General features: G+C 71.2%; 20 protein-coding genes, 1 tRNA gene and 1 pseudogene. 7 read left to right on the top strand and 15 right to left on the bottom strand.

Features of this window, described 5'->3' with window-relative positions; genetic code table 11:
• Positions 1–13 precede the first annotated feature (13 nt).
• The 5 genes and pseudogenes from ACPYN4_RS09900 to ACPYN4_RS09880 form a co-directional block, all read right to left on the bottom strand.
• Positions 14–901, bottom strand: coding sequence for a M48 family metalloprotease (locus ACPYN4_RS09900; protein WP_424446266.1), 888 nt, complete (start codon positions 899–901; stop codon positions 14–16).
• Between the two features lie 4 nt (positions 902–905).
• Positions 906–1,472, bottom strand: a complete 567-nt coding sequence (locus tag ACPYN4_RS09895) for a LemA family protein (protein ID WP_076690357.1) — start codon at positions 1,470–1,472, stop codon at positions 906–908.
• Positions 1,473–1,597: 125 nt separating this feature from the next.
• Positions 1,598–2,911, bottom strand: a pseudogene (locus ACPYN4_RS09890) (D-arabinono-1,4-lactone oxidase).
• Entirely contained in the window at positions 2,908–4,149 is a 1,242-nt protein-coding gene (locus ACPYN4_RS09885; protein WP_424446265.1) for an alanine racemase, read from the bottom strand. The pseudogene ACPYN4_RS09890 and the gene ACPYN4_RS09885 overlap by 4 nt, the downstream one beginning before the upstream one ends.
• A 71-nt stretch (positions 4,150–4,220) precedes the next feature.
• Positions 4,221–5,225, bottom strand: a complete 1,005-nt coding sequence (locus tag ACPYN4_RS09880; protein ID WP_424446264.1) for a helix-turn-helix transcriptional regulator — start codon at positions 5,223–5,225, stop codon at positions 4,221–4,223.
• Positions 5,226–5,324: 99 nt separating this feature from the next.
• On the opposite strand from ACPYN4_RS09880, the gene ACPYN4_RS09875 reads away from it, so the two are divergent.
• On the top strand, positions 5,325–5,777 hold the full coding sequence (locus ACPYN4_RS09875) for a VOC family protein (protein ID WP_281652901.1): 453 nt from the start codon (positions 5,325–5,327) through the stop codon (positions 5,775–5,777).
• Positions 5,778–5,834: 57 nt separating this feature from the next.
• Here ACPYN4_RS09875 and ACPYN4_RS09870 read toward each other — a convergent pair whose 3' ends face one another.
• Complete coding sequence (locus tag ACPYN4_RS09870; RefSeq protein ID WP_315550345.1) at positions 5,835–7,070, bottom strand: MFS transporter; 1,236 nt, start codon at positions 7,068–7,070, stop codon at positions 5,835–5,837.
• A gap of 69 nt (positions 7,071–7,139) precedes the next feature.
• Here ACPYN4_RS09870 and ACPYN4_RS09865 point away from each other — a divergent pair, with 69 nt between their 5' ends.
• The gene (locus tag ACPYN4_RS09865) at positions 7,140–7,754 is read left to right on the top strand and encodes a TetR/AcrR family transcriptional regulator (RefSeq protein ID WP_281652899.1); all 615 of its coding nucleotides are present in this window, start codon (positions 7,140–7,142) and stop codon (positions 7,752–7,754) included.
• Positions 7,755–7,898: 144 nt separating this feature from the next.
• Complete coding sequence (locus tag ACPYN4_RS09860) at positions 7,899–8,681, top strand: hypothetical protein (RefSeq protein WP_424446263.1); 783 nt, start codon at positions 7,899–7,901, stop codon at positions 8,679–8,681.
• Between the two features lie 15 nt (positions 8,682–8,696).
• Here the strand turns inward: ACPYN4_RS09860 and ACPYN4_RS09855 are convergent, their stop codons facing one another.
• Positions 8,697–8,966, bottom strand: coding sequence for a hypothetical protein (locus ACPYN4_RS09855; protein ID WP_076692138.1), 270 nt, complete (start codon positions 8,964–8,966; stop codon positions 8,697–8,699).
• A 71-nt stretch (positions 8,967–9,037) separates the two neighbouring features.
• Between ACPYN4_RS09855 and ACPYN4_RS09850 the strand changes: the two genes are divergently transcribed.
• Positions 9,038–9,442 (top strand): VOC family protein, encoded by a 405-nt coding sequence (locus ACPYN4_RS09850; protein ID WP_424446262.1) that lies wholly within the window; start codon positions 9,038–9,040, stop codon positions 9,440–9,442.
• Positions 9,439–9,765 carry a winged helix-turn-helix transcriptional regulator gene (locus ACPYN4_RS09845; RefSeq protein ID WP_424446287.1) on the top strand — a complete coding sequence of 109 codons (327 nt, stop codon included), beginning with the start codon at positions 9,439–9,441 and terminating at the stop codon, positions 9,763–9,765. Before ACPYN4_RS09850 ends, ACPYN4_RS09845 begins: the two co-directional genes overlap by 4 nt.
• Here the strand turns inward: ACPYN4_RS09845 and ACPYN4_RS09840 are convergent.
• The 8 genes from ACPYN4_RS09840 to ACPYN4_RS09805 all read right to left on the bottom strand — a co-directional run bounded on the left by ACPYN4_RS09840 (position 9,725) and on the right by ACPYN4_RS09805 (position 17,256).
• A tRNA-Leu gene (locus tag ACPYN4_RS09840) sits at positions 9,725–9,797 on the bottom strand. The two genes, ACPYN4_RS09845 and ACPYN4_RS09840, sit on opposite strands and share 41 nt — an antisense overlap.
• A gap of 165 nt (positions 9,798–9,962) precedes the next feature.
• Entirely contained in the window at positions 9,963–11,507 is a 1,545-nt protein-coding gene (locus ACPYN4_RS09835) for an NAD(P)/FAD-dependent oxidoreductase (protein WP_424446286.1), read from the bottom strand.
• A gap of 56 nt (positions 11,508–11,563) precedes the next feature.
• Positions 11,564–12,919: a S8 family peptidase gene (locus tag ACPYN4_RS09830; RefSeq protein ID WP_424446261.1), complete on the bottom strand. Its 1,356-nt coding sequence runs from the start codon at positions 12,917–12,919 to the stop codon at positions 11,564–11,566.
• Entirely contained in the window at positions 12,916–13,389 is a 474-nt protein-coding gene (locus ACPYN4_RS09825) for a DUF501 domain-containing protein (protein WP_424446285.1), read from the bottom strand. The genes ACPYN4_RS09830 and ACPYN4_RS09825 overlap by 4 nt, the downstream gene beginning before the upstream one ends.
• A 107-nt stretch (positions 13,390–13,496) precedes the next feature.
• Entirely contained in the window at positions 13,497–14,048 is a 552-nt protein-coding gene (locus ACPYN4_RS09820; protein ID WP_424446260.1) for a septum formation initiator family protein, read from the bottom strand.
• Between the two features lie 73 nt (positions 14,049–14,121).
• The gene (gene eno / locus ACPYN4_RS09815; RefSeq protein ID WP_424446259.1) at positions 14,122–15,402 is read right to left on the bottom strand and encodes a phosphopyruvate hydratase; all 1,281 of its coding nucleotides are present in this window, start codon (positions 15,400–15,402) and stop codon (positions 14,122–14,124) included.
• 100 nt (positions 15,403–15,502) lie between these two features.
• Positions 15,503–16,222: an O-methyltransferase gene (locus ACPYN4_RS09810; RefSeq protein WP_424446258.1), complete on the bottom strand. Its 720-nt coding sequence runs from the start codon at positions 16,220–16,222 to the stop codon at positions 15,503–15,505.
• Between the two features lie 38 nt (positions 16,223–16,260).
• Positions 16,261–17,256 (bottom strand): LacI family DNA-binding transcriptional regulator, encoded by a 996-nt coding sequence (locus ACPYN4_RS09805; protein ID WP_424446257.1) that lies wholly within the window; start codon positions 17,254–17,256, stop codon positions 16,261–16,263.
• 135 nt (positions 17,257–17,391) lie between these two features.
• Here ACPYN4_RS09805 and ACPYN4_RS09800 point away from each other — a divergent pair, with 135 nt between their 5' ends.
• Positions 17,392–19,056, top strand: coding sequence for an HAD-IA family hydrolase (locus tag ACPYN4_RS09800; protein WP_424446256.1), 1,665 nt, complete (start codon positions 17,392–17,394; stop codon positions 19,054–19,056).
• A 25-nt stretch (positions 19,057–19,081) separates the two neighbouring features.
• The gene (locus tag ACPYN4_RS09795; protein ID WP_424446255.1) at positions 19,082–19,981 is read left to right on the top strand and encodes a cell division protein FtsQ; all 900 of its coding nucleotides are present in this window, start codon (positions 19,082–19,084) and stop codon (positions 19,979–19,981) included.

The raw sequence follows: 19,981 nt of genomic DNA, 5'->3' as shown, positions 1-19,981 counted from the left end.
CCGGCACCGATCGTCAGAACCGGTCGCCCATGTGCTGCAGCCGCGCGATGCGGTCCGGGATCGGCGGGTGGGTGGCGAACAGCCGTGACACCGCGCCGGGGCGCAACGGGTCACTGATCCACAGGTGGGCCATCGACGTGTTGGCTTTCGCGAGGGGTCTGCCGTACTCCCCCAGCTTGCCGAGGGCGGACGCGAGACCGTCGGGGTCGCGGGTCGTCAGGGCGCTCGTCGCGTCGGCGAGGTATTCGCGTTGGCGGGAGATGGATGCCTGCACGACACCGGCCAGCAGCGGCGCGACGATCGCCGCCACGAGTCCGAAGATGAGGAAGAGCACCTGCGTCTGGTTGTTGCCTCCGCGCCGGGCACCGCCGAAGAAGGCGAACCGCATGAGCAGGTCGGCGACGAGTCCGACCGCGACGACGAGTCCGAACACGGCGAGCGAGACGCGGATGTCGTAATTGCGGATGTGTGCGAGTTCGTGGCCCAGCACACCTTCCAGCTCCCGGTCGGTCATGATCTCGAACAGGCCGGTGGTCACGGTGATCGCCGCCTTGTCGGGCGTGCGGCCGGTCGCGAACGCATTCGGCGCCGGGTCGTCCACGACGTACAGCGCGGGCATGGGGGTTCCCGTCGTGATGCAGAGATTCTCGACGAGGCGGTAATAGCGCGGCGCTTCCTCACGCGTGACCGGTTGCGCGCCCGAGAGGGCGATGGCCTCACGGTCGGCGAGGAAGTACTGCGCGGTGGCGTAACCGGCAGCGCCCACGAGGACGAACGCGGTGACCCACCAGTTGTTGCCGGCGAGCCACCCCGCCGCGAGGCCGATGAGGCCGAGCACGACGACGAAGCCGCTGAGGATCAGCCAGGTGTTGCGCTTGTTCCGCGCGATCGCGGAGTACATGCGCTCAGAACTGGATTCGCGGCGGCTCGGCGATGGCCGCGCCGTCGACGACCTCGAAGAACTCGCGCTCGTGGAAGCCGAGGTTGCGCGCGAAGAGGTTGTTGGGGAACACCTTGATCTTCGTGTTGAGCTCGCGGACGCCGCCGTTGTAGAACCGGCGCGACGCCTGGATCTTGTCCTCGGTGTCGACGACCGACTGCTGCAGCTGCAGGAAGTTCTGGCTCGCCTGCAGCTGCGGGTAGGCCTCGGCGACGGCGAACAGTGACTTCAGCGCCTGCTGCATGTGCCCCTCGGCCACTCCGGCCGCGGCGGGAGATTCGGCGGTGAGCGTCTCGGCACGCGCGCGGGTGACGTTCTCGAACACCGCTTTCTCGTGCGCGGCGTAGCCCTTGACCGTCTCGATGAGGTTCGGCAGGAGGTCGGCGCGGCGTTTGAGCTGCACCGTGATGTCACTCCAGGCCTCGTCCACCCGCACGTTCAGCGCGACGAGCGAGTTGTACGTCGCCCACAGGTAGATCCCGACGATCACGACCAGCGCGACGACGATCAGGACCGGGATCAGCCATTCCATACGACTCCCATCGACTGAGGCTCATCTTATCGGCGCGGATGCCGGGGGCTTCCTCCCGTGCCCGCACTCTCAGGCGTTTTCCACCCTTGTCCGCGGCAATGGGCCGCGGCGGCGGCGCGCGCCGGTCAGGCGCCGAGCACGCGGTCGAGGTAGGGGTTGCGGAACCGGCGCTCGGGGTCGAGCCGGTCGCGCAGCGCGATGAACTCCTCGAACCGCGGGTAGCGGGTGCGCAGCGCCGCGGCGTCGAGCGTGTGCATCTTGCCCCAGTGCGGTCGGCCCTCGTGGGCGAGCATGACCTCTTCGACCGCGGCGAAGTAGTCGGTCGGGTCGGCGCGCCAGTAGCGATGGACCGCGATGTAGCCGCTGTCGCGGCCGTGCGCCGTCGACAGCCACCGATCGTCGCCGGCGGCGGCGCGCACCTCGATCGGGAACTCGATGCGCCAGCCGTTGGCGTCGATGACCCGCTGCACGGCGGCGAACGCGTCGGGCAGGCGCTCGAGAGGGACGGCGTACTCCATCTCGCGGAAGCGGACGCTGCGGCTGGTCGCGAAGACCCGGTGCGACAGGTCGGAGAACCCCCGGTCGCCCCAGACCCTCGCCGACAGGCGATTGATGCCGGGGACGAGGGCCGGCACCGCTCGACCGGCGCTGCAGACGGCCTGGTGCACGCGGTTGCCGATCAGCGCGTCGTCGACGAACCGCGTGACGGCGCCGAGCGGGTGGGTCGCGGCATCCGCCGGCAGACGCGTGTTGGTCTTGGTGAGGGCGACATCGGTGTGCGGAAACCAGTAGAACTCGAAGTGGTCGGCATCCTTCACCCGCTCGCCGAAGCCGGCGACGACGTCCGGCAGCGGCTCGGGACGCTCGACCGCGCGCAGGACGAAGGCGGGGACGCACTGGATCGTGACGTCGACGAGGATGCCGAGGGCACCGAGTCCGAGGGCGACCGCCGGAAGCAGTTCGGCGTTCTCCTCCTCATCGACGGTGAGCAGCTCGCCGTCGGCGGTGACGAGGGTGGCGCCGACGACCTGGGTGGCCAGTCCCCCGAAGCGGAGTCCCGTGCCGTGCGTGCCGGTGGAGATGGCTCCAGAGATCGACTGCCGGTCGATGTCGCCGAGGTTGGTCATCGCGAGCCCGTAGGGAGCGAGTAGAGCGGGGATGCGGTGCAGCCGCGTTCCCGCGAGCAGGCGCACCCGCGAACGCTCGCGGTCCACCGAGACGAGGCCGGACAGGTCGCTGAGATCGAGCAGGGTGCCCGGCGCGACGGCGATGCCGGTGAAGCTGTGACCCGCGCCGACGGCCTTGATCGCGCGGCCGCGGGCGGAGGCCGAGCGGACCGATCAGCGGACGGCGGAGATGGTCGTCGGGTACTCCACGAGCTGGGGCCGCACCTTCTCGGTGCGTCCCCAGTTCTGCCAGGTTCCGCCGGGCCTCGTCACAGGAGCGCCTTCCCTTCGCCCCGGTAGGTGGCCGCTTCGCCGACCAGACGATCGCCGGAGGTCAGGTGGTAGCGGTCGACGCGTTCGGCCAGCTCGCCGCTCTTCGCGTGCCGGAACCACACCCGGTCGCCCACCCGCAGGCCGCGCGCCGCCTCGCCCTGCAGCGGGGTCTGCACCTCACCGGCGCCTTCGCGGCCGAGCGTGTGCAATCCCTCCGGCCAGACCGGCAGGGGCTGGCGGCTCGCGACGGGCGGGCCGGAGGCGATCCACCCGCCGCCGAGGACCGTCGCGATGTCGGGGGTGGGCTTTCGGACCACATCGAGGGCGAACGCGGCCGCGGGCGCCGGCGTGAAGGCGCGGTAGCTGTCGAACAGGTGGCCCGCGAGCAGTCCGCTGCCGGCGGTGGTCTCGGTGACGGCGAGGTCGGATGCCGTGGACTCCAGCGATCCGGTGCCGCCGCCGTTGACGAACTCGAGGGGCGCGATTTCGCGGAGGGCGGCGACGATCGCGCCGCGACGGTCCAGCAGCTCCTGGCCGGAGCGCCGCTGCATCCATCGGATGACGGCGTCGCCCGAGCCGGTGTCGTCGGGCTGCCCGGCGATCTGCGCTTCGTACATCATGAGCCCGACGAGACGGAAGCCGGGGCGCCGGGCGATGCTGCGCGCGAGCCGGGCGACCTCGGCGGCGTCGTGCACGGGCGACCGGCGGACGCCGATGTGGCCGAGCACCGGTGCCCGCCAGGAGGCGTCCGCGTCGATCGCGACGCGGATCTCGGCGCGGGATGCCGGCGCCGCGACGGCGTCGACGAGGTCGAGTTGGGCGAGGTCGTCGACCATGAGGGTGATGCGGGACGCCGCCTGCGCATCGGCGGCGAGGGTCGCGAGCGCGGCGCGGTCGACCGTCGGGTAGCCGAGCACGATGTCATCGTGCGTCTCGGCGAGCCAGAGCGCCTCGGGGAGGGTGAAGGCGAGGATGCCCCGGTACCCGGGCAGGGCGAGGGCGGCGTCCAGCACGTCCCGGACACGGATCGACTTGCTGGCGACGCGGATGGGGACGCCGCTGGAGCGCACGACGAGGTCGAGGGCGTTGTAGCGGAGCGCGTCGACGTCGATGGCCGCCACCGGGCCGGAGAGACCTGCGATGGCGGCGGTGCGTTCGCGCCACGGCTCGGCCGCGGTCGCGGCGGTGGCGGGCGCAGCGGCGCTCGCGGGCGTGGGGGTGAGCAGGTCGAGGCTCATGGATCGGGCTCCTTCGCGCGGGTGCTCTCAGCGTAGTTGAGCCGCAGTGTCACGCACGCGAGGACGCGGGTTCACCGCAGCGCAGACGTCCCGTCGGCGGCGCGGTCCGCGGCATCCGCGAATCGTTCCGCGAGCGTCGCGCAGGCCGCGCTGAGTTCGGCGGGCCCGATGACCTCCATCGGCGCGTCGTAGCGTGCGAAGGATGCGGCAAGCGCGACCCACGACCACGATCCCGCCTCGAGCGTGCAGGCCTCGTCGCCGATCGCGACGACGATGCCGTCACCGGCGAAGGGCAGCACGTCGCGCGCTGGCAGGCGCAGGAGCACCGTGCCCCGGCACGGCCATTCGCCGCTCTCCGAGCCGCGGAACCGCCCCGAGACGAAGGCGGCGGCGCCGCCGCCGGGCACCGGGCGGGGCGCGAAGCGCGCGCCGTTGTGGGTGCGCAGCCGCAGCCGTTCGAGCGCGAACACCCGCCAGTCGACGCGGTCGACGTCCCACGCCAGCACGTACCAGCGCCCGCCGGCGGCCACGAGATGGTGCGGCTCAGCCCGTCGCGGCGGGCGGGCGGTATCGAGGGTCTCGCCGTCCGCTCCCCTGGGGCTGTAGTCGAAGCGGAGCGTCTCGCGGGCTCTGATCGCCGCGGCGACGGTGGCGACGGCATCCAGGGAGACGTCGGGTGCGGGGCCGTCACCGGGGACGGACACCGTCGTGACCTCGACGGCGTCCAGGCGGTGGCGCAGCGGTGCCGGCAGCACCTGCCGGATCGTCCCGAGCGCGCGGCGCGCGGCCTCGTCCATCGGCGTCCCGCCGCGTACGGTCTGCAGCGCGAGGGCGACCGCGAGTGCTTGATCGGCGTCGAACAGCAACGGCGGCAGGTCGCTGCCGGCCTCGAGGCGGTAGCCGCCAGCGGGCCCGACCCGTCCCGCGATGCGGTAGCCGAGGTCCCGCAGCCGTTCCACGTCGCGACGCACGGTGCGCTCGCTCACGTCGAGGCGTGCGGCGAGGAGGCTGCCGGGCCACTCGCGCCGCGTCTGCAGCAGCGAGAGCAGCTGCAGCAGTCGCGCGGTCGTCGTCATGACCCCGAGGGTAATGCGGATCACGGACAGAACCTGACCTGAATGCTGGGAAGAGTGAGCCCAGCCGGTCATCCGGACCGGCGCCGAGGAGGAACCGCAATGACCGTTCAGACCACCACTCACCTCAACTTCGGCGGCGAAGCTCGTGCCGCACTGGAGTTCTACCGTTCCGTGTTCGACGGCGACGCCGTCGTCACCACCTATGGCGAGCTCGGAATGCCCGCCGACGCGCCCGGCGCCGACCGCGTCGTCTTCGGTCTCGTGACCGCAGGCAGCGGGTTCCGCATCATGGCCTACGACGTGCTCGGCGAGACGACCCGCGGCATCATCGGCAGCGGACGGACGCGCCGCGAGAACAACGCGACGCTGACCGATCAGGCGATGTTCGTGTCGCTGTCGGCGGCGACCCTGGACGATCTGCTGCCCCTGTGGCGCGCTCTCGCCGTCGACGGCACCGTGATCGAACCCCTCGCGGCGTCGGCGTGGAGTGCCGGCTTCGGCATGCTCACCGATCGTTTCGGCGTCACGTGGAGCGTGACCGTCGCCGCCTGATCGCACAGCGCGGCCCGCCGTGCGCGGCTCCCGCCGCATGCCGCGCACGGCGGATGATCACACGGCGCGCCGTGCGACCATGCGGTTGAGCCGCTCCGACATCACGAGGCCGAGCGCGACGAGGACGAGGAGGAACAGCGGCAGGATCCACAGCCCCGCCCACGCCGACAGTGCTCCGAACAGCGGCGGGGCGAGGGTCGATCCCGCGTAGGCCGCGGCCATCTGGATGCCGATGATCGCCTGCGAGTTGCGCCGGCCGAAGTTGACCGGCGTGGAGTGGATGATCGCCGGATAGATCGGGGCCGAGCCGAGGCCCGCCACGACGAGGCCGGCGAGGGCGACGACGTTGGTCTCCAGCGGCAGGGCGAGCATGAGCGCGCCGACCCCGACAGCGACGAATCCGCCGCGGATGAGCTGCCGGTCGCCCGCCCGGTCGGCGATGAAACCGGCGAGGAAGCGGCCCGCCGTGATGCCGAGCAGGAAGAGCGAGCCGAACGCCGCGGCGGTGGCGGGGGCGACGGCGCGCTCTTCGACGAGGTAGGTCGAGGCCCAGAGGATGGAGGTGCTCTCCAGCGCGCAGTACGCGAAGAACGCGGCGAGGATGAGGACCACGCCGGGAATGCGGAGGGCCGTTGCGAGGGAGACGTGCGCGCTGCCCTTGCCCGCCGGCGCCTCCTCGGCATCCGGAACGACGTCGGCATCCGGAACGGCGTCGGCATCCGCCACGACCGGAGCGACGACGGTATTGACCTTCCCCCACAGCGGCAGGCTCACGAGGAGGACGAAGGTGAGGATCGACTGGGTGACGCCGACGATGAGGTACGCGCCCGACCAGCCCAGGCCGGAGGTGATGGCGTAGCTCATGATGAACGGGCTGATGGAGGCCCCGACGCCCCAGAAGCTGTGCAGCCAGTTCATGTGGCGCGCCGCGTAGTGCAGGGCGACGTAGTTGTTGAGGGCGGCATCCACCGCGCCCGCGCCGAGTCCGTAGGGGATCGCCCAGAGGCAGAGCATCCAGAACTCCCCCGAAGTGGAGAAGCCGAACAGGGCGGCGGCGGTCATCGCGACGCTGACGGCGGTGACCAGGCCCGCGCCGAAGCGGCGGGTGAGGCGCTCGGACGCGAGGCTCGACAGGACCGTGCCGCTCGCGATGATCATGGTGACGATGCCGGCGAAGCCGACGGGGACGTCCAGGCTCTCCTGCATGACCGGCCACCCGGCGCCGAGGAGCGAGTCGGGCAAGCCGAGGCTGATGAAGGCGATGTAGATGATGGCGAGCAGGAGGGAGTACACAATGTACGATCGTACACATCAGGGAAGGTGGTCGTATGACGCGATGGCGTGCCGAGATCGGATGCTGCGGTGCCGCCCGCTGACGCTGGCACTCGCCCGCGGCGGTCCCGCCGGACCGACCCCGACCGCCGCGACCGGATCATCGACGCGTGCCTCGACGTCATCGCCGACGTGGGCGTCGCCGGTGCGTCGCACCGGCGCATCGCGCAGGCGGCAGGGGTCCCGCTGGGATCGATGACCTATCACTTCGCGGGGATCGACGAGTTGCTGCACGAGGCGTTCACCCGCTTCGCGACCACGGTGAGCGCAGGATTCGAGCGGCGAATGGCCGCCGCAACCGATCTCGCGTCGGCGCGCGCTGCGGTGGCCGCCATCATCCTGGACGACGTGTTCGGGACGCAGCGCGACCAGGTGCTGACGCACGAGTTGTACACGTTGGCAGCGCGCGAACCGCAGTATCGCGCGCTGACCACGGCGTGGATGGCGCGCAGCCGCGCGGCGCTCGAGCGCCACTTCGACCCGCAGACGGCCCGCCTGGTGGACGCGCTCATCGAGGGGCTCACGATCCACTACGCGCTCGACGACATGCCGCGCGACCGCGATGAGGTCGCGCTGGCGATCGCGCGGGTGACGGCGGGCGGGGCGCCGGATGTTGCGGTCCGCGCCGCGCGCCCCCTATCGTGAGGCGCAGCCGCGAAGACCGCGGCCGCCACAACTGAACGGCTCTGTCACAGACCTGGTGCAACCGCGATCCACATTCGTCACCGCGGAGGTTCGCATGCACCGACCACGACTCCTGTCGACGGCGTCCCCCGAGAGGCGCGCGCGATGAGCGCGGCCGATCGCTTCGAGTCGATCAGCGACAGCCTGGCTGCCGGCGTCCGCGCGACAGATGCGCTGATCGGGCTGGTTCTTCTCGGTTCGGCATCCGCTGCGGGCAGGGGCCGTCGCGACGAATGGTCGGACCACGATTTCTTCGCGATCGCGGCACCCACCAGGGGCGACGAGGCGCGCGCGTCGCTCGACTGGCTGCCGGACCGGGAGCGGGTACTGCTGACCGCGCGCGAGGGCGGGCTCGGCTTCGTTGCGCTGTACGACGACGGCCATGTGCTCGAGTTCGCGATCGCGGAGCCAGCAGAGCTCGCGGGGAGCGTGGCAGGCGAGGCCAGCGTCGTCGTGGATGAGGACGGCGTGACGGCCGAGGTGGTCGCCGCCGGCCAGGCCACGACCGAGACGCGCGATGCGTTCGATCCCGAGAACGATGTGCGACTCGTGCTCGTGAAGCTCCTGATCGGAGTCGGCCGAGTGCGACGGGGCGAGATCCTGAACGGCGGCCAGTTCATCCGCACCTGGGCGGTGAACCACCTGCTCCGGGCGATCCGCGGTCGGCTTCCCGGTCGGGCGCCCGCAACACGCGATGCGATCGACCCGACGCGCCGCTTCGAGACGGACTATCCGGGATGGGCCGCGGAGATCTCCTCAGCGCTCGACGCGCCCGTCGAGCAGGCTGCGCATCGACTGTTCGCGCTGACGCGGCAGATCCTCGAGCCCGATTGGGACGGTTTCCCCACCGCCGCCGCGGACGCCGTCGCTCGACGCCTCGGGTGGTGAACGTCGGCGGCCGACCTACCAGATGACGCCGCCGCCGACCGAGATGCCGCCCCAGGTGAGCGCGATGAAGATCGCGGCGAAGACGACGGGGGCGATGCCCTTGCCGCTGCGCGCGAGCCCTTTAAGCAGCGCGATCACCGCCAGGATCGCCGCGATGACGGACAGACCGCCGCCCACGATCAGCCCGATGAACAGCGGGATGGGCATGAGGACGAGGCCGGCGAGGGCGACCCAGAAAGCGGCCCAGGCGGTCGGATTGGAACGACGTTCGACGGAGGAAGACATGCTCATCACGCTACGGCACCGACGCAGGACGGATCCTTGACGCCGCACTTGCATTTTGCAAGTATCAGCGCATGACCCTCTTCATCACCTGCCCTGTCGCCAGCGTCGAACGGGCGACCGCGTTCTACACCGCCCTCGGCTGGACGATCAACGCCGAGATGTCCGATCACAACGTGTCCTGCTTCGCGATCGCGCCCGAGCAGTACGTCATGCTCGGCAGCCGGGAGATGTACGCGAGCGTGGGCGGCACCGAAGACATGATCGGCGGGCCGGACACGCACTCCAAGGTCACCGTGTCCTTCGACCTCGGCAGCCGCGAGGCGGTCGATGATCTCGTCGAGCGCGCGGGTGCCGCCGGTGGACGAATCGGCGACACCGACGACTATCCCTTCATGTATCAGCGCCAGTTCGACGACCCCGACGGCTACCACTACTCCCCGTTCTGGATGAAGCCGGCCGAAGACCAGGCCGCGTGAGCGACCTCGCCGCCGCACTCGAGGTCGTCGGCGCGCGGTGGGCACTGCTGATCGTGCAGCGCCTGCTCGACGGTCCACAACGCTACGGCGACCTGCAGCGCGATCTCGGAGTGCCGACGAACATCCTCGCGACCAGACTGCGGGAGCTGCAGGATGCCGGTGTCCTCCGCCGCCTGCCCCTGATGCACAACACGCGCGCCTATGAGCTGACCGACCGCGGTCTCGCGCTGCGCGACGCGATCGACGCGCTGTCGCGATGGGGCGCGGAAGAGCGAGAACCCGTACCCCCACTGGGACTCGAACCCAGACTGAAGCGATTTTAAGTCGCCTGCCTCTGCCATTGGGCTATGGGGGCCTTGGCTCCAGGGTAGTCGCCGCGTTTCGTCTCGCTCGTTCCTCGCTCGCTCAACGACCGCTGGGATGCACCTCGCCCGCTCGACGGCCGGGGGCGTGCAAGGGTGCGGACGAGGCGAGCCCCCGTCCGGAAGGGACGGGGGCTCGCTGACGTGTGAAAGGTGGGTCATGCCTTGGCCTTCGCCGGGGCCTTCTTCTTCGCGGGAGCCTTGGTCTCCGTCTTCGCGGGCGCGGCAGCAGCAGACGCCTCCACGGCTGCAGGCGTCGCGGCATCCGTCGGCTTGTCGGCCTTCTCGCCGGCGACCGGGGCCGCCTCGCCGACGACGGACTTCGGGTCGATCGCCGGGGCGGCCGGAGCCGCGGCGGGCGCCGCAGGCGCCTCGGGAGCGGCCGGACGCGGACGAGCGGCGAACTCCTCGAAGACGTAGCGCGGGTTCTGCACGGTCTGCAGCGACACGTTGTCGCGGTGCAGCCAGAAGTTGTGCCACCAGTCGCCGATGACGCGCCACTTGCGCTCCCACGACGGCATGGCCAGACCGTGGTAGCCGCGGTGCGCGCACCAGGCGATGAATCCCTTGAGCGCGATCTTGCCCGACTGGAACACGCCGCTGTAGAGCCCGAGGCCGGCGACGGCGCCTAGGTTGTTGTGGATGTACTCGCGCGGCACCTCATCGCGCAGCACGGCGACGAGGTTCTTCGCGAGCAGCTTCGCCTGACGCACGGCGTGCTGCGCGTTCGGCACGCAGTATCCGCCCACACCCTTGCCCGTGAGGTCCGGCACGGCCGACACGTCACCGGCGGCCCACGCGCCTTCGACCACCTCGTCGGGCGTACCGACGCGCAGGTCGGCGCGGGTGCGGATGCGGCCCCGCTCCTCGACGGGCAGGTCGCTGCCGCGGACGACCGTCGGGTTCGCCATGACGCCGGCGGTCCAGACGATGAGGTCGGTCGGCAGCACCTCACCGGTCGACAGCTCGACGTTGCCGTCGACGGCACCGGTGACCTGAGTGTCCAGGTGCACGTACGCGCCCCGCTTGGCGAGGTCCTTCAGCACCCACTCGCTCGTCTTCAGCGAGACCTCGGGCATGATCCGGCTCATCGCCTCGATCAGGTGGAAGTGCGTGTCTTCGAAGCGCAGCTGCGGGTAGTCGCGCAGCAGCGACGACGCGAGCGCGCGCATCTCGGCGAACACCTCGATGCCCGCGAAGCCGCCGCCGACCACGACGACCGTCAGCAGGCGGTCGCGCTCCGGCCCGGGCGGGAGGTTCGCGGCGCGGTCGAAGTTCGTGAGGATGCGGTCGCGGATCGCGACGGCCTCCTCGATCGTCTTCAGGCCGATCGCGTTCTCGGCGATGCCGGGGATCGGGAACGTGCGGGAGACCGCACCGGCGGTCACCACGATCTGGTCGTAGCTCTCCTGCCAGGGCTCGCCGACCTCGGGCGTGATCGTCGCGGTCTTGTGCGCGTGGTCGATTCCGGTCACCTTCGCGGTGATGACCCGCGTCTTCTTCAGGTGACGGCGCAGGCCCACGATGACGTGGCGCGCCTCGATCTCGCCCGCAGCGACCTCGGGGAGGAACGGCTGGTACGTCATGTACGGCAGCGGGTCGACGATCGTGACCTCGGCCTCGCCCTTGCGCAGGTGCTTCTCGAGCTTCCACGCGGTGTAGAAACCGGCGTAGCCGCCGCCGATGATGAGGATCTTGGGCACGGCAGAAGACGCCGTGCTGGTCGCTGTGCTAGTCACAGGGGGGAGTACTCCTTGGATCAACGGCTCGGAGTGCGGTGGGCCCGTTCCGATCTGATGCGCCGGGCAGCAGCGGTGACGCCGAGCGCGACCAGTATAGCCGCCAGGGTGGCACCCACGAGCGGCACCGTGCCGTAGCGGAGGGTGTCGGCGCTCGGCAGCAGCGGCGATCGGCGCTCCACCTGATCGGCTTTCGGCAGCGGATCCAGCTGCACCGGCGTCGCCGTCGGTGTCGGCTGCGGCGCCACCTCGGCCCGCCGATACAGGCGGATCCACTCCTCAAGAGTCAGGCCCGGGAGCGGGCTGGCGCTCACCGTCGCGACGTTCGCCGAGACCGCGGCGGCGGCGTCGATCAGCCCGAATCCGTACGTCGCATCGGGCACGCGCGTCGCCGCGGCGGCAGGCTTGGCGGTCTTGAGGATCCGATTGATCACGTTGTTCGCGTCGAGTTCGGGATGCGCTGACCGCACGAGGGCGGCGATGCCGGCGACGAGGGGCGCGGCGCCGCTCGTCCCGCTCCACTCCACGATCTGCCCGTCCGCCGAGACGCCCAGCAGCTGCTCACTGGGCGCGGAGATCCCGATCGTGATCCCCTGCGTCGACGCCTCCACACTGGCGACGCCGGCCCGGTTCACCCCGCCGACCGTCAGCACGCCGGGGATCGTCGCGGGCGCCCCCACCTGGTCGGTGCCGGTCCCCCGGTTGCCGGCCGCGACGACGACGACGACGTCGTGATCGAACGCGTACTGGAACGCGGTGTCCCACAGCGGATCCCACGTCAGCGTGTTGGTCGTGAACGACAGGTTGATGACGTCGGCGCCGTGATCGACGGCCCACGTCATCGCGTCGGCGACCTGCTGCACGAACGGCACCGAGGATGCCGCCCCGAACCCGATCGAGATCGACAGCAGGCTCGCCTCCGGCGCGACACCGATCATCCCGGTCTCCGCGCCCGTGCCGCGTGCCGCGGCGAGGGAGGCCACCCAGCTGCCGTGGTTGCCGTCCACGGCGCCCACCGGCGTGCGGCCGTCGGAGGACCCTGCCCCGGAGAAGTCCGCTCCCCCGACGACGGCACCGGAGAACTCGACCGGCTTCCGACCGATGCCCGTGTCGATGATCGCGATGGTCGTCCCCTTGCCCTTCGTGGTCCCCCACGCCGTGCGCACGCCGTACTCGTCGAGCCAGTACTCGGCGGCGCGGACCGGGTCGACCTCTCCCGCCGGCGGGGTCGCCACGGCGGGCGCGGTGACTCCGGCGGGCGGCGCCACCTCGGCGGCCGCGGTGACCGCGGCATCCGCCGACGTCCCACCCACGCCCGCCGCGCTCGTGAGGACGAGCCCAGCGGCCACGAGAAGGCGCGCGGCGCGGACCGTCATGCCGCCCCACCGCGCGGCTGCGCGCAGGTGCACCGCTGCGGCGACCAGTCGCCGCGCTCCAGGGCGAGATCGCCGATGGGGTTCACCCCGGGACCGGCGGCCAGCGCGTGGCCGGCGAGGGCATGCAGACACTTCACGCGCGTCGGCATCCCCCCGGCCGAGATCCCCTCGATCTCGGGGACCTCGCCGTACACCGCCCGATCGGACAGGTACGCCTCGTGCGCGGCGGCGTATGCCGCCGCCACGTCGGCGTCGTCCTCGAGCAGCTCGGAGAACTCGCGCATGACCTGCGTCGCCTCCAGCGCCGACATCGCCGCCGTCGCGCCGGGGTGGGTCAGGTAGTAGAACGTCGGGAACGGCGTGCCGTCCGGCAGCCGCGGCTCGGTGGCGACGACCGTGGGGTTGCCGCACACGCAGCGTGCCGCGATGCCCACCACGCCCCGCATCGGCCGCCCGAGCTGCGCGCGCATGACCTCGAGGTCGGCGGCGGTCGCCTCGGTCAGCGCGGGATGGGTGTTCGACTGCGGATGGGACACTGCTCCAGGCTACCGGCGGCGGCTGATCCCCTGCTGAGCCGTCACCCGGCGGGGGCGGTGCCCGTCTCGGCCGGTCCCGTCGCCGTCTGGGTGAGCCCCGCGCCGGTGACGGAGCGGACGAGCTGCGACATCCAGTCCACCCGTGTCTGCTCGACCTCGTCGCTGACGGCGGTCTGCTCGGGCGGGATCGCGGTGTCCGGCAGGTCGTCGTCGATCAGGTAGACGACCTCGCCGGGCTGGAAGTAGTACAGCCGGGCGCGCGCCTGCGAGGCGATGTACGCGGGATCCGCCCAGCGGTCCTTCTCCTGCTGCAGCTGAGCGACCTGCTCGGTGGTGACGCGGACGGAGTTCTCCAGCGCGGCGATCTGCTGCCGCTGCCCGAGGTAGGTGCCCACCGTCGGCACCAACACGAACACCGCGAGGACGACGAGTCCCAGCATGATCCCCGTGAACGCCGAGAAGCGGATGCCGCCGGCCCACTCCCGCACGTCCACCCGCCCTCGCGTGCGTGTGCCGCCGGCGCCGCGGGAGGCGTCCCCGGATGCACGAAGAGAGGGGGCCGGCGCGGCGCGTCCGGCTCCCTCTCTCGTCATGCGGTCCAGCCTACGTGGCGATCGTCGGGTTGCCCGGACGGCGCCACGCGGCGGCGGGATACTCGGCCTCTGCTCAGCCCTTGAAGCGCGGGAACGCGCCACGGCCGGCGAAGACCGCGGCATCCCCCAGCTCCTCCTCGATGCGCAGCAGCTGGTTGTACTTCGCGACGCGCTCGCTGCGGGCGGGCGCACCGGTCTTGATCTGACCGGCGTTGACGGCGACGGCGAGGTCGGCGATCGTGGTGTCCTCGGTCTCGCCGGAGCGGTGCGACAGCATCGACCGGTAGCCGTTCTGGGTGGCGAGGGCGATCGCGTCGAGCGTCTCGGACAGCGTGCCGATCTGGTTGACCTTCACGAGCAGCGCGTTCGCGACGCCCAGGTCGATGCCCTTCTGCAGGCGGGCCGGGTTCGTGACGAACAGGTCGTCCCCGACGAGCTGCACCTTGTCGCCGATCTTCTCGGTGAGGTGCTTCCACGCGTCCCAGTCGTCCTCGGCGAGGGCGTCCTCGATCGTGACGACGGGGTAGTTCGCGACGAGGTCGGCGAAGTAGTCGGTGAGCTTCTCGGCCGACCAGGTCTGCCCCTCGACGGTGTAGACGCCGTCCTTGTAGAACTCCGTCGCGGCGACGTCCAGTCCCACGGCGACGTCGGTGCCCGGCGTGAAGCCGGCCTTCTCGATCGCCTTGATGAGGAAGTCGAGGCCCTCGCGGTTGCTGGGGAGGTCGGGCGCGAAGCCGCCCTCGTCGCCGAGGCCGGTGTTGTAGCCCGCGGACTTCAGCTCGCCCTTGAGGACGTGGTAGACCTCGGTGCCCCAGCGCAGCGACTCACCGTAGGTCTCGGCGCCGATGGGAGCCAGGAAGTACTCCTGGAAGTCGATGCCGTTGTCGGCGTGCTCGCCGCCGTTGATGACGTTGAACAGCGGCACGGGCAGAACGTGCGCGTTGGGTCCGCCGAGGTAGCGGAACAGGGGCAGGTCGGCGCTGTCGGCGGCCGCCTTGGCAACCGCGAGGCTCACGCCCAGGATCGCGTTCGCGCCGGTGCGCGACTTGTTCTCGGTGCCGTCGGTCTCGATGAGGATCTCGTCGACGACGCGCTGCTCGCTCGCCTCGACGCCCTCGATGGCCGGGCCCAGCTCGTCGATGACGGCGGCGACGGCCTTCAGCACGCCCTTGCCGCCGTAGCGGCTCTTGTCGCCGTCGCGCAGCTCGTACGCCTCGAACGCGCCGGTGGATGCGCCGGAGGGGACGGCCGCGCGCTGGACGATGCCGTCGTCGAGCAGCACCTCCACTTCGACGGTCGGGTTGCCACGCGAATCCAGGATTTCGCGTGCGCCTACAGCCTCGATCAGTGCCACAGGGGAACTCCTTGCTTGTGGAGGATGGATCTCGGAGCGTCTTCGGTCCGGTTTCGAGCATAGTGACCCGGATGCCGCGGCCACAGGCCGGGCGCTGGAACTATCGACCGGATCCGCCGTCAGAGGCCGGCCGCGCCGCGGCATCCGTCACGAGCGCGATCGCGATGCCGTCCCAGCCCTTCGCATCGAGGGTCTGCAGCGCCGTCGCGTCGAACCGCGGATCGTCGCGCAGCATCGCGAGCCCCGCCCGGACACCGGCGACCTGGGCGCTGTCGTCACGGGCATCCGCGATGCGGCCGCCCCGCACCACGTTGTCGACGACGATGAGCGTGCCGGGGCGGCCCAGGCGCGCCGCCCAATCGAGGTAGATCGTGTTGGACTCCTTGTCAGCGTCGATGAAGACGAGGTCGAACGGCGCGGCATCCTCGAGCGTCGGCAGCACATCCGCACCACGGCCGACGCGGATCTCGACCTTCTCCCCCACACCCGCCCGATCGATGCTCGCCCGCGCGACGGCGGCGTGCGCGGGCTCGGCCTCGATCGTGATGATGCGTCCCCCGACGGGCAGCGCCCGGGCGAGCCAGATCGTCGAATACCCGCCGAGCGTGCCGATCTCGAGCACGCGACGCGCGCCGATCACCCGCGCGAGCAGGTGCAGCAGCTTGCCGCCCGTCGGCGCGACCTCGATGTCGGGCATCCCGGCGGCCCGCTGGTCGGCGACAGCGGATGCCAGCGCCGGATCTTCACCGATCAGGGTGTCGACGAGGTAGCGGTCGACGGCATCGGCGGCATCCGCACTCAGCGGGAGTGGTTCGCTCATGCCGCCAGCCAACCCGCACGACGGGCTCGCGTCAACGGTCACGCCACCTGCGCGGTCGACTCGCGCACCACGAGGGTCGGGGTAGCGACCTCGTGCCGGGCGGGGTTTCCCGCGAGCATGTCGGTCAGCTGCCGCAGCGCGAGCGCGCCCATGTCGCGGCGCGGCTGGTCGACGCTCGTGAGCGTCGGGCGCAGCTTCGACGCGAGATCGATGTCGTCGTAGCCGGCGACGCTGAGTGCGTCCGGCACCCGGATGCCCGCGTCGAACGCCCGCCCGATGAGGTCGACGGCCAGGCGGTCGTTCGCACAGCACACCGCCGTCGGCGCCTCGCCAGCGCCGTCCACGACCGCGGCGATCAGCACCGCCGGTTCGGCCTCCACGACGGTCGCCGCCTCCAGCCCGAGCTCCCGCATCGTCGCGAGATACGAGTCGCGCCGCGCGACGGCGGCCGGGCGCTGCGATCCCGACAGGTGCGCGATGCGCCGGTGTCCGAGCGCGATCAGGTGGTGCATCGCGAGGCGCATCCCGGTCCGGTCGTCGTTCGACACCTGGCCGACACCCGGCGGCAGATCGACCGGCCGCCCCACCACGACGAGGGGCACGCGCCGGGCGAAGTCGCCGATGGTGCCGGCATCCGCCTGGCCCGACACGATCACGACGCCGTCGACACCCAGCGCCAGCATGCGCTCCAGGCGCGCGCACAGCACCTCGCGGTCACGCCGCCCGTCGGCGATCACGACGGTCATTCCGCCCGCCTCGGCGGCATCCTCCACACCGTGCACGACGTCGGTGTGGTAGCCGCTACGCAAATCGTCGACCAGCACGCCGATTGTCTGACTGCGCCCGCGCACGAGCGATCGTGCCCAGGGGTTCGACCGATACCCGAGCCGGTCGGCGGCGTCCAGGATCCGCGCCCGCGTCTCGGCGCGCACCCCGGCATCTCCGCGCACCGCGAGCGACACGAGCGACTTCGACACGCCCGCCGCCGCGGCGACGTCGTGGATGGTGGGCGGGCGGTCCCGCGGCTCTCTCACTCTGCCGGTCTACCAGCGGCTGGAGCGTTCCAGATCATTCCAGCTGGAGCGTTCCACGAGCGTTCATGCGCCCGTGTCTGGGCGTATACGCCCGCTTCGTACGGTCGTTGGCGACCCCGAACGAGAAGAGCCTCTGTGTCCGATCCCCACTCCCCCCTGCATCACGCGCCCCGCGCCCTCCTGCTCGACTTCGGCGGTGTCGTCTTCCAGACGACCAAGCGTCCGGCCGGTCGGGACGACCTCGCCGCGTCGCTCGTCGAGCGCGCCGCCCGGGCCGGACACGTGATCGACCGGGGCACGGTGCGCGCATCGCTGGATGCCGGGATCACGGCCCTCGGCCATTGGAAGCACGCCTCGAGCCGCCGCCTCGAACCGCGCGAGATGACCCACCGCGAAGTCGTCGGCGACTTCCTCGTCGCCGACCTGCCGACGCCCGTCCGCATGCTCCTCGTCGCCGAAGCCGGCGAGGTGCTCGAAGAGCTCAACACGACACTCTCCGACCATGAGGTGCGCCCCGGCATCCGCGACCTCCTCGCCGAAGCGCACCGCCGCGGCATCCCGCTCGGCATCGTCAGCAACGCGCACTCGGGTCGCAGCCACCGGCGACTGCTCGCCGCGCACGGTCTCGCAGACGCCTTCGCCGTGCAGGTGTACAGCGACGAAGTCGGCATGCGCAAGCCGCACCCGCGCATGATCGAGCTCGCCGCGACGGCGCTGGGCGTCTCGCCCGCCGACGCCTGGTACGTCGGCGACACGCAGGACCGTGACGTCGTCGCGGGCCGCCGCGCGGGCGTCGGCGCCGTCGTCCTCACCGCGAGCAAGCACACCGACAACCCGCCGTTCGGCATCGCCGACAGCGCCGACGCCGTCTTCGAGACCCCCGAGGGGCTCTTCGAGGCGCTGCGGGATGCCGCGCAGCCGCGCCCCGCCACGAGCGCCACCCCGTCGTCGGCGCCCGTGTCCACCCCGGCTTCCCCCTCGACCGGGCGCGCGGCCCTGCTCATCGACCACGGCGGGGTCATCTCGATCTCGGTGGCCGACGACGCCCTGCTCGACGCATTCAGCGAGCGCCTCGCCGCACTTCTCGATGGGCCCGATGAGCGCGTCGACGCGGCGCGCGCCCGCGCGCTCATCGCGGCCGGTCGCGCCCGCCACCGGGCCTTCAAGGCCGAGCAGCGTGCCGCTGCCGCGGCCGGCGGCACGGGCGGCATCCGCGAACTCGACGCGACGACCTTCTGGCGCGACTGCGTCGGCGCGGGCCTCTCGCCCCGCGCGCAGGCCCTGCTCGAAGCCGAAGCGCACGACCTGATGCACCGGTACGGGCGAGCCAAGAGCCGTCGCAGCCTCCGCAGCGGCATCCGCGATCTTCTCGAGCAGACGCGCGCCGCGGGCATCCCCGTCGTCGTCGTGTCGAACACCATCAGCGGCCGCGCCGTCCGCGCCGAGTGTGCCGCGCACGGCATCGACCATCTCATCGCGGCGTACGTGTGCTCGGACGAGAACGGGTTCCGCAAGCCCGACACCCGCATCGTCGCCGAGGCCCTCGTCATCGCGGGGGCCGACGCCGCCCAGACGTGGTTCCTCGGCGACAAGCCGCACAACGATGCGGCGGTCGCCCTCGCCGCCGGCATCGCCCACCGCGTGCTCGTGCGCGGCGGCACGACCGACGATGTCGAACTCGACGCCGCCCTGGCATCCGGCCTCGCGACCGACGTCGTCGATTCCGCAGGCGAGCTCGCCGGCCTCATGACCTCCCCTGTCCCCACATCCCGTGACGCAGCCCGCATTCCGGCTCCGTGAATCCCGAACCGCAAGGAGAACGACCGTGACCGAGACCGACCTCACCTACCGACGCGAAGGCGCGCTGCGCGGCATCGGAGCCCCCGGGGGCGACCTCACGACCCCGCAGAAACTCATGATCTTCGTGCTGTCGATGGCCCTGTTCGGGTTGTCGAACATCATCCTCGAGGTCATCCCCGACGTCTCGATCGGCCCGATCGACGTCTCCGTCAGCTACTTCGTCTTCGTCCCGCTGACGATGGTGGCGCTGTTCAGCCCGTTCTGGGCGGCCCTGGGTGCGCCCCTCGGGGAGATCATCTTCACCGACCTGCTGATGGGCGACTTCTCGGGCCTGGCCGAGGTCGAGGGCTTCATCCAGATGTTCCTCGCCCTGTACATCGCGGGCACGCTCATCCGGAACCCGCGCTCGCGCACCCAGATCTGGATCGGCGCGATCACGGTCGTGCTGATCGACAAGGCGCTGTCGGCGATCGTCGACCTGTCGAAGGTGTGGATCGGCCTCGAAGACCCCGAGTTCGTCGAGGGCCTGCCGCAGTCGATCCTCGCGATCGAGGGCATCGGCCTCGGCGTCGACATCCTCATCAGCGGCATCCTGTTCGGCGCGATCCCCGCCATGTGGCTGATCCCGGCGCTGCACGGCAGGATCGAGCCGCTGCTGGGCGTGCGCCCGCGCGTTCCCGGTGAGCCGATCCCGGGAGCTGCTCCCAAGGCCGGCTGGTTCGTCGCCGTCGCCGTGCTGCTGGCGATCGCGTCGTTCTTCTTCGCCTTCCTCGAGGCGTGGGACATCTCGATCGGCGCGGTCGAGACCGAGCTGCTCGACCAGTACGGCGACGGGTTCCTGTGGGTGAGCGTCGGCGCGATCGTCGTGACCCTCGGCATCGCCCTGGTGCTGTTCCGCCTCTACCGCAAGAACCAGGAGCACTGA

Source organism: Microbacterium sp. CH-015 (assembly GCF_049707015.1).
Classification (GTDB): domain Bacteria; phylum Actinomycetota; class Actinomycetes; order Actinomycetales; family Microbacteriaceae; genus Microbacterium; species Microbacterium aurum.
The sequence above is the reverse complement of the archived record's forward strand: the minus strand, read 5'-3'. Positions and strand labels throughout refer to the sequence as shown.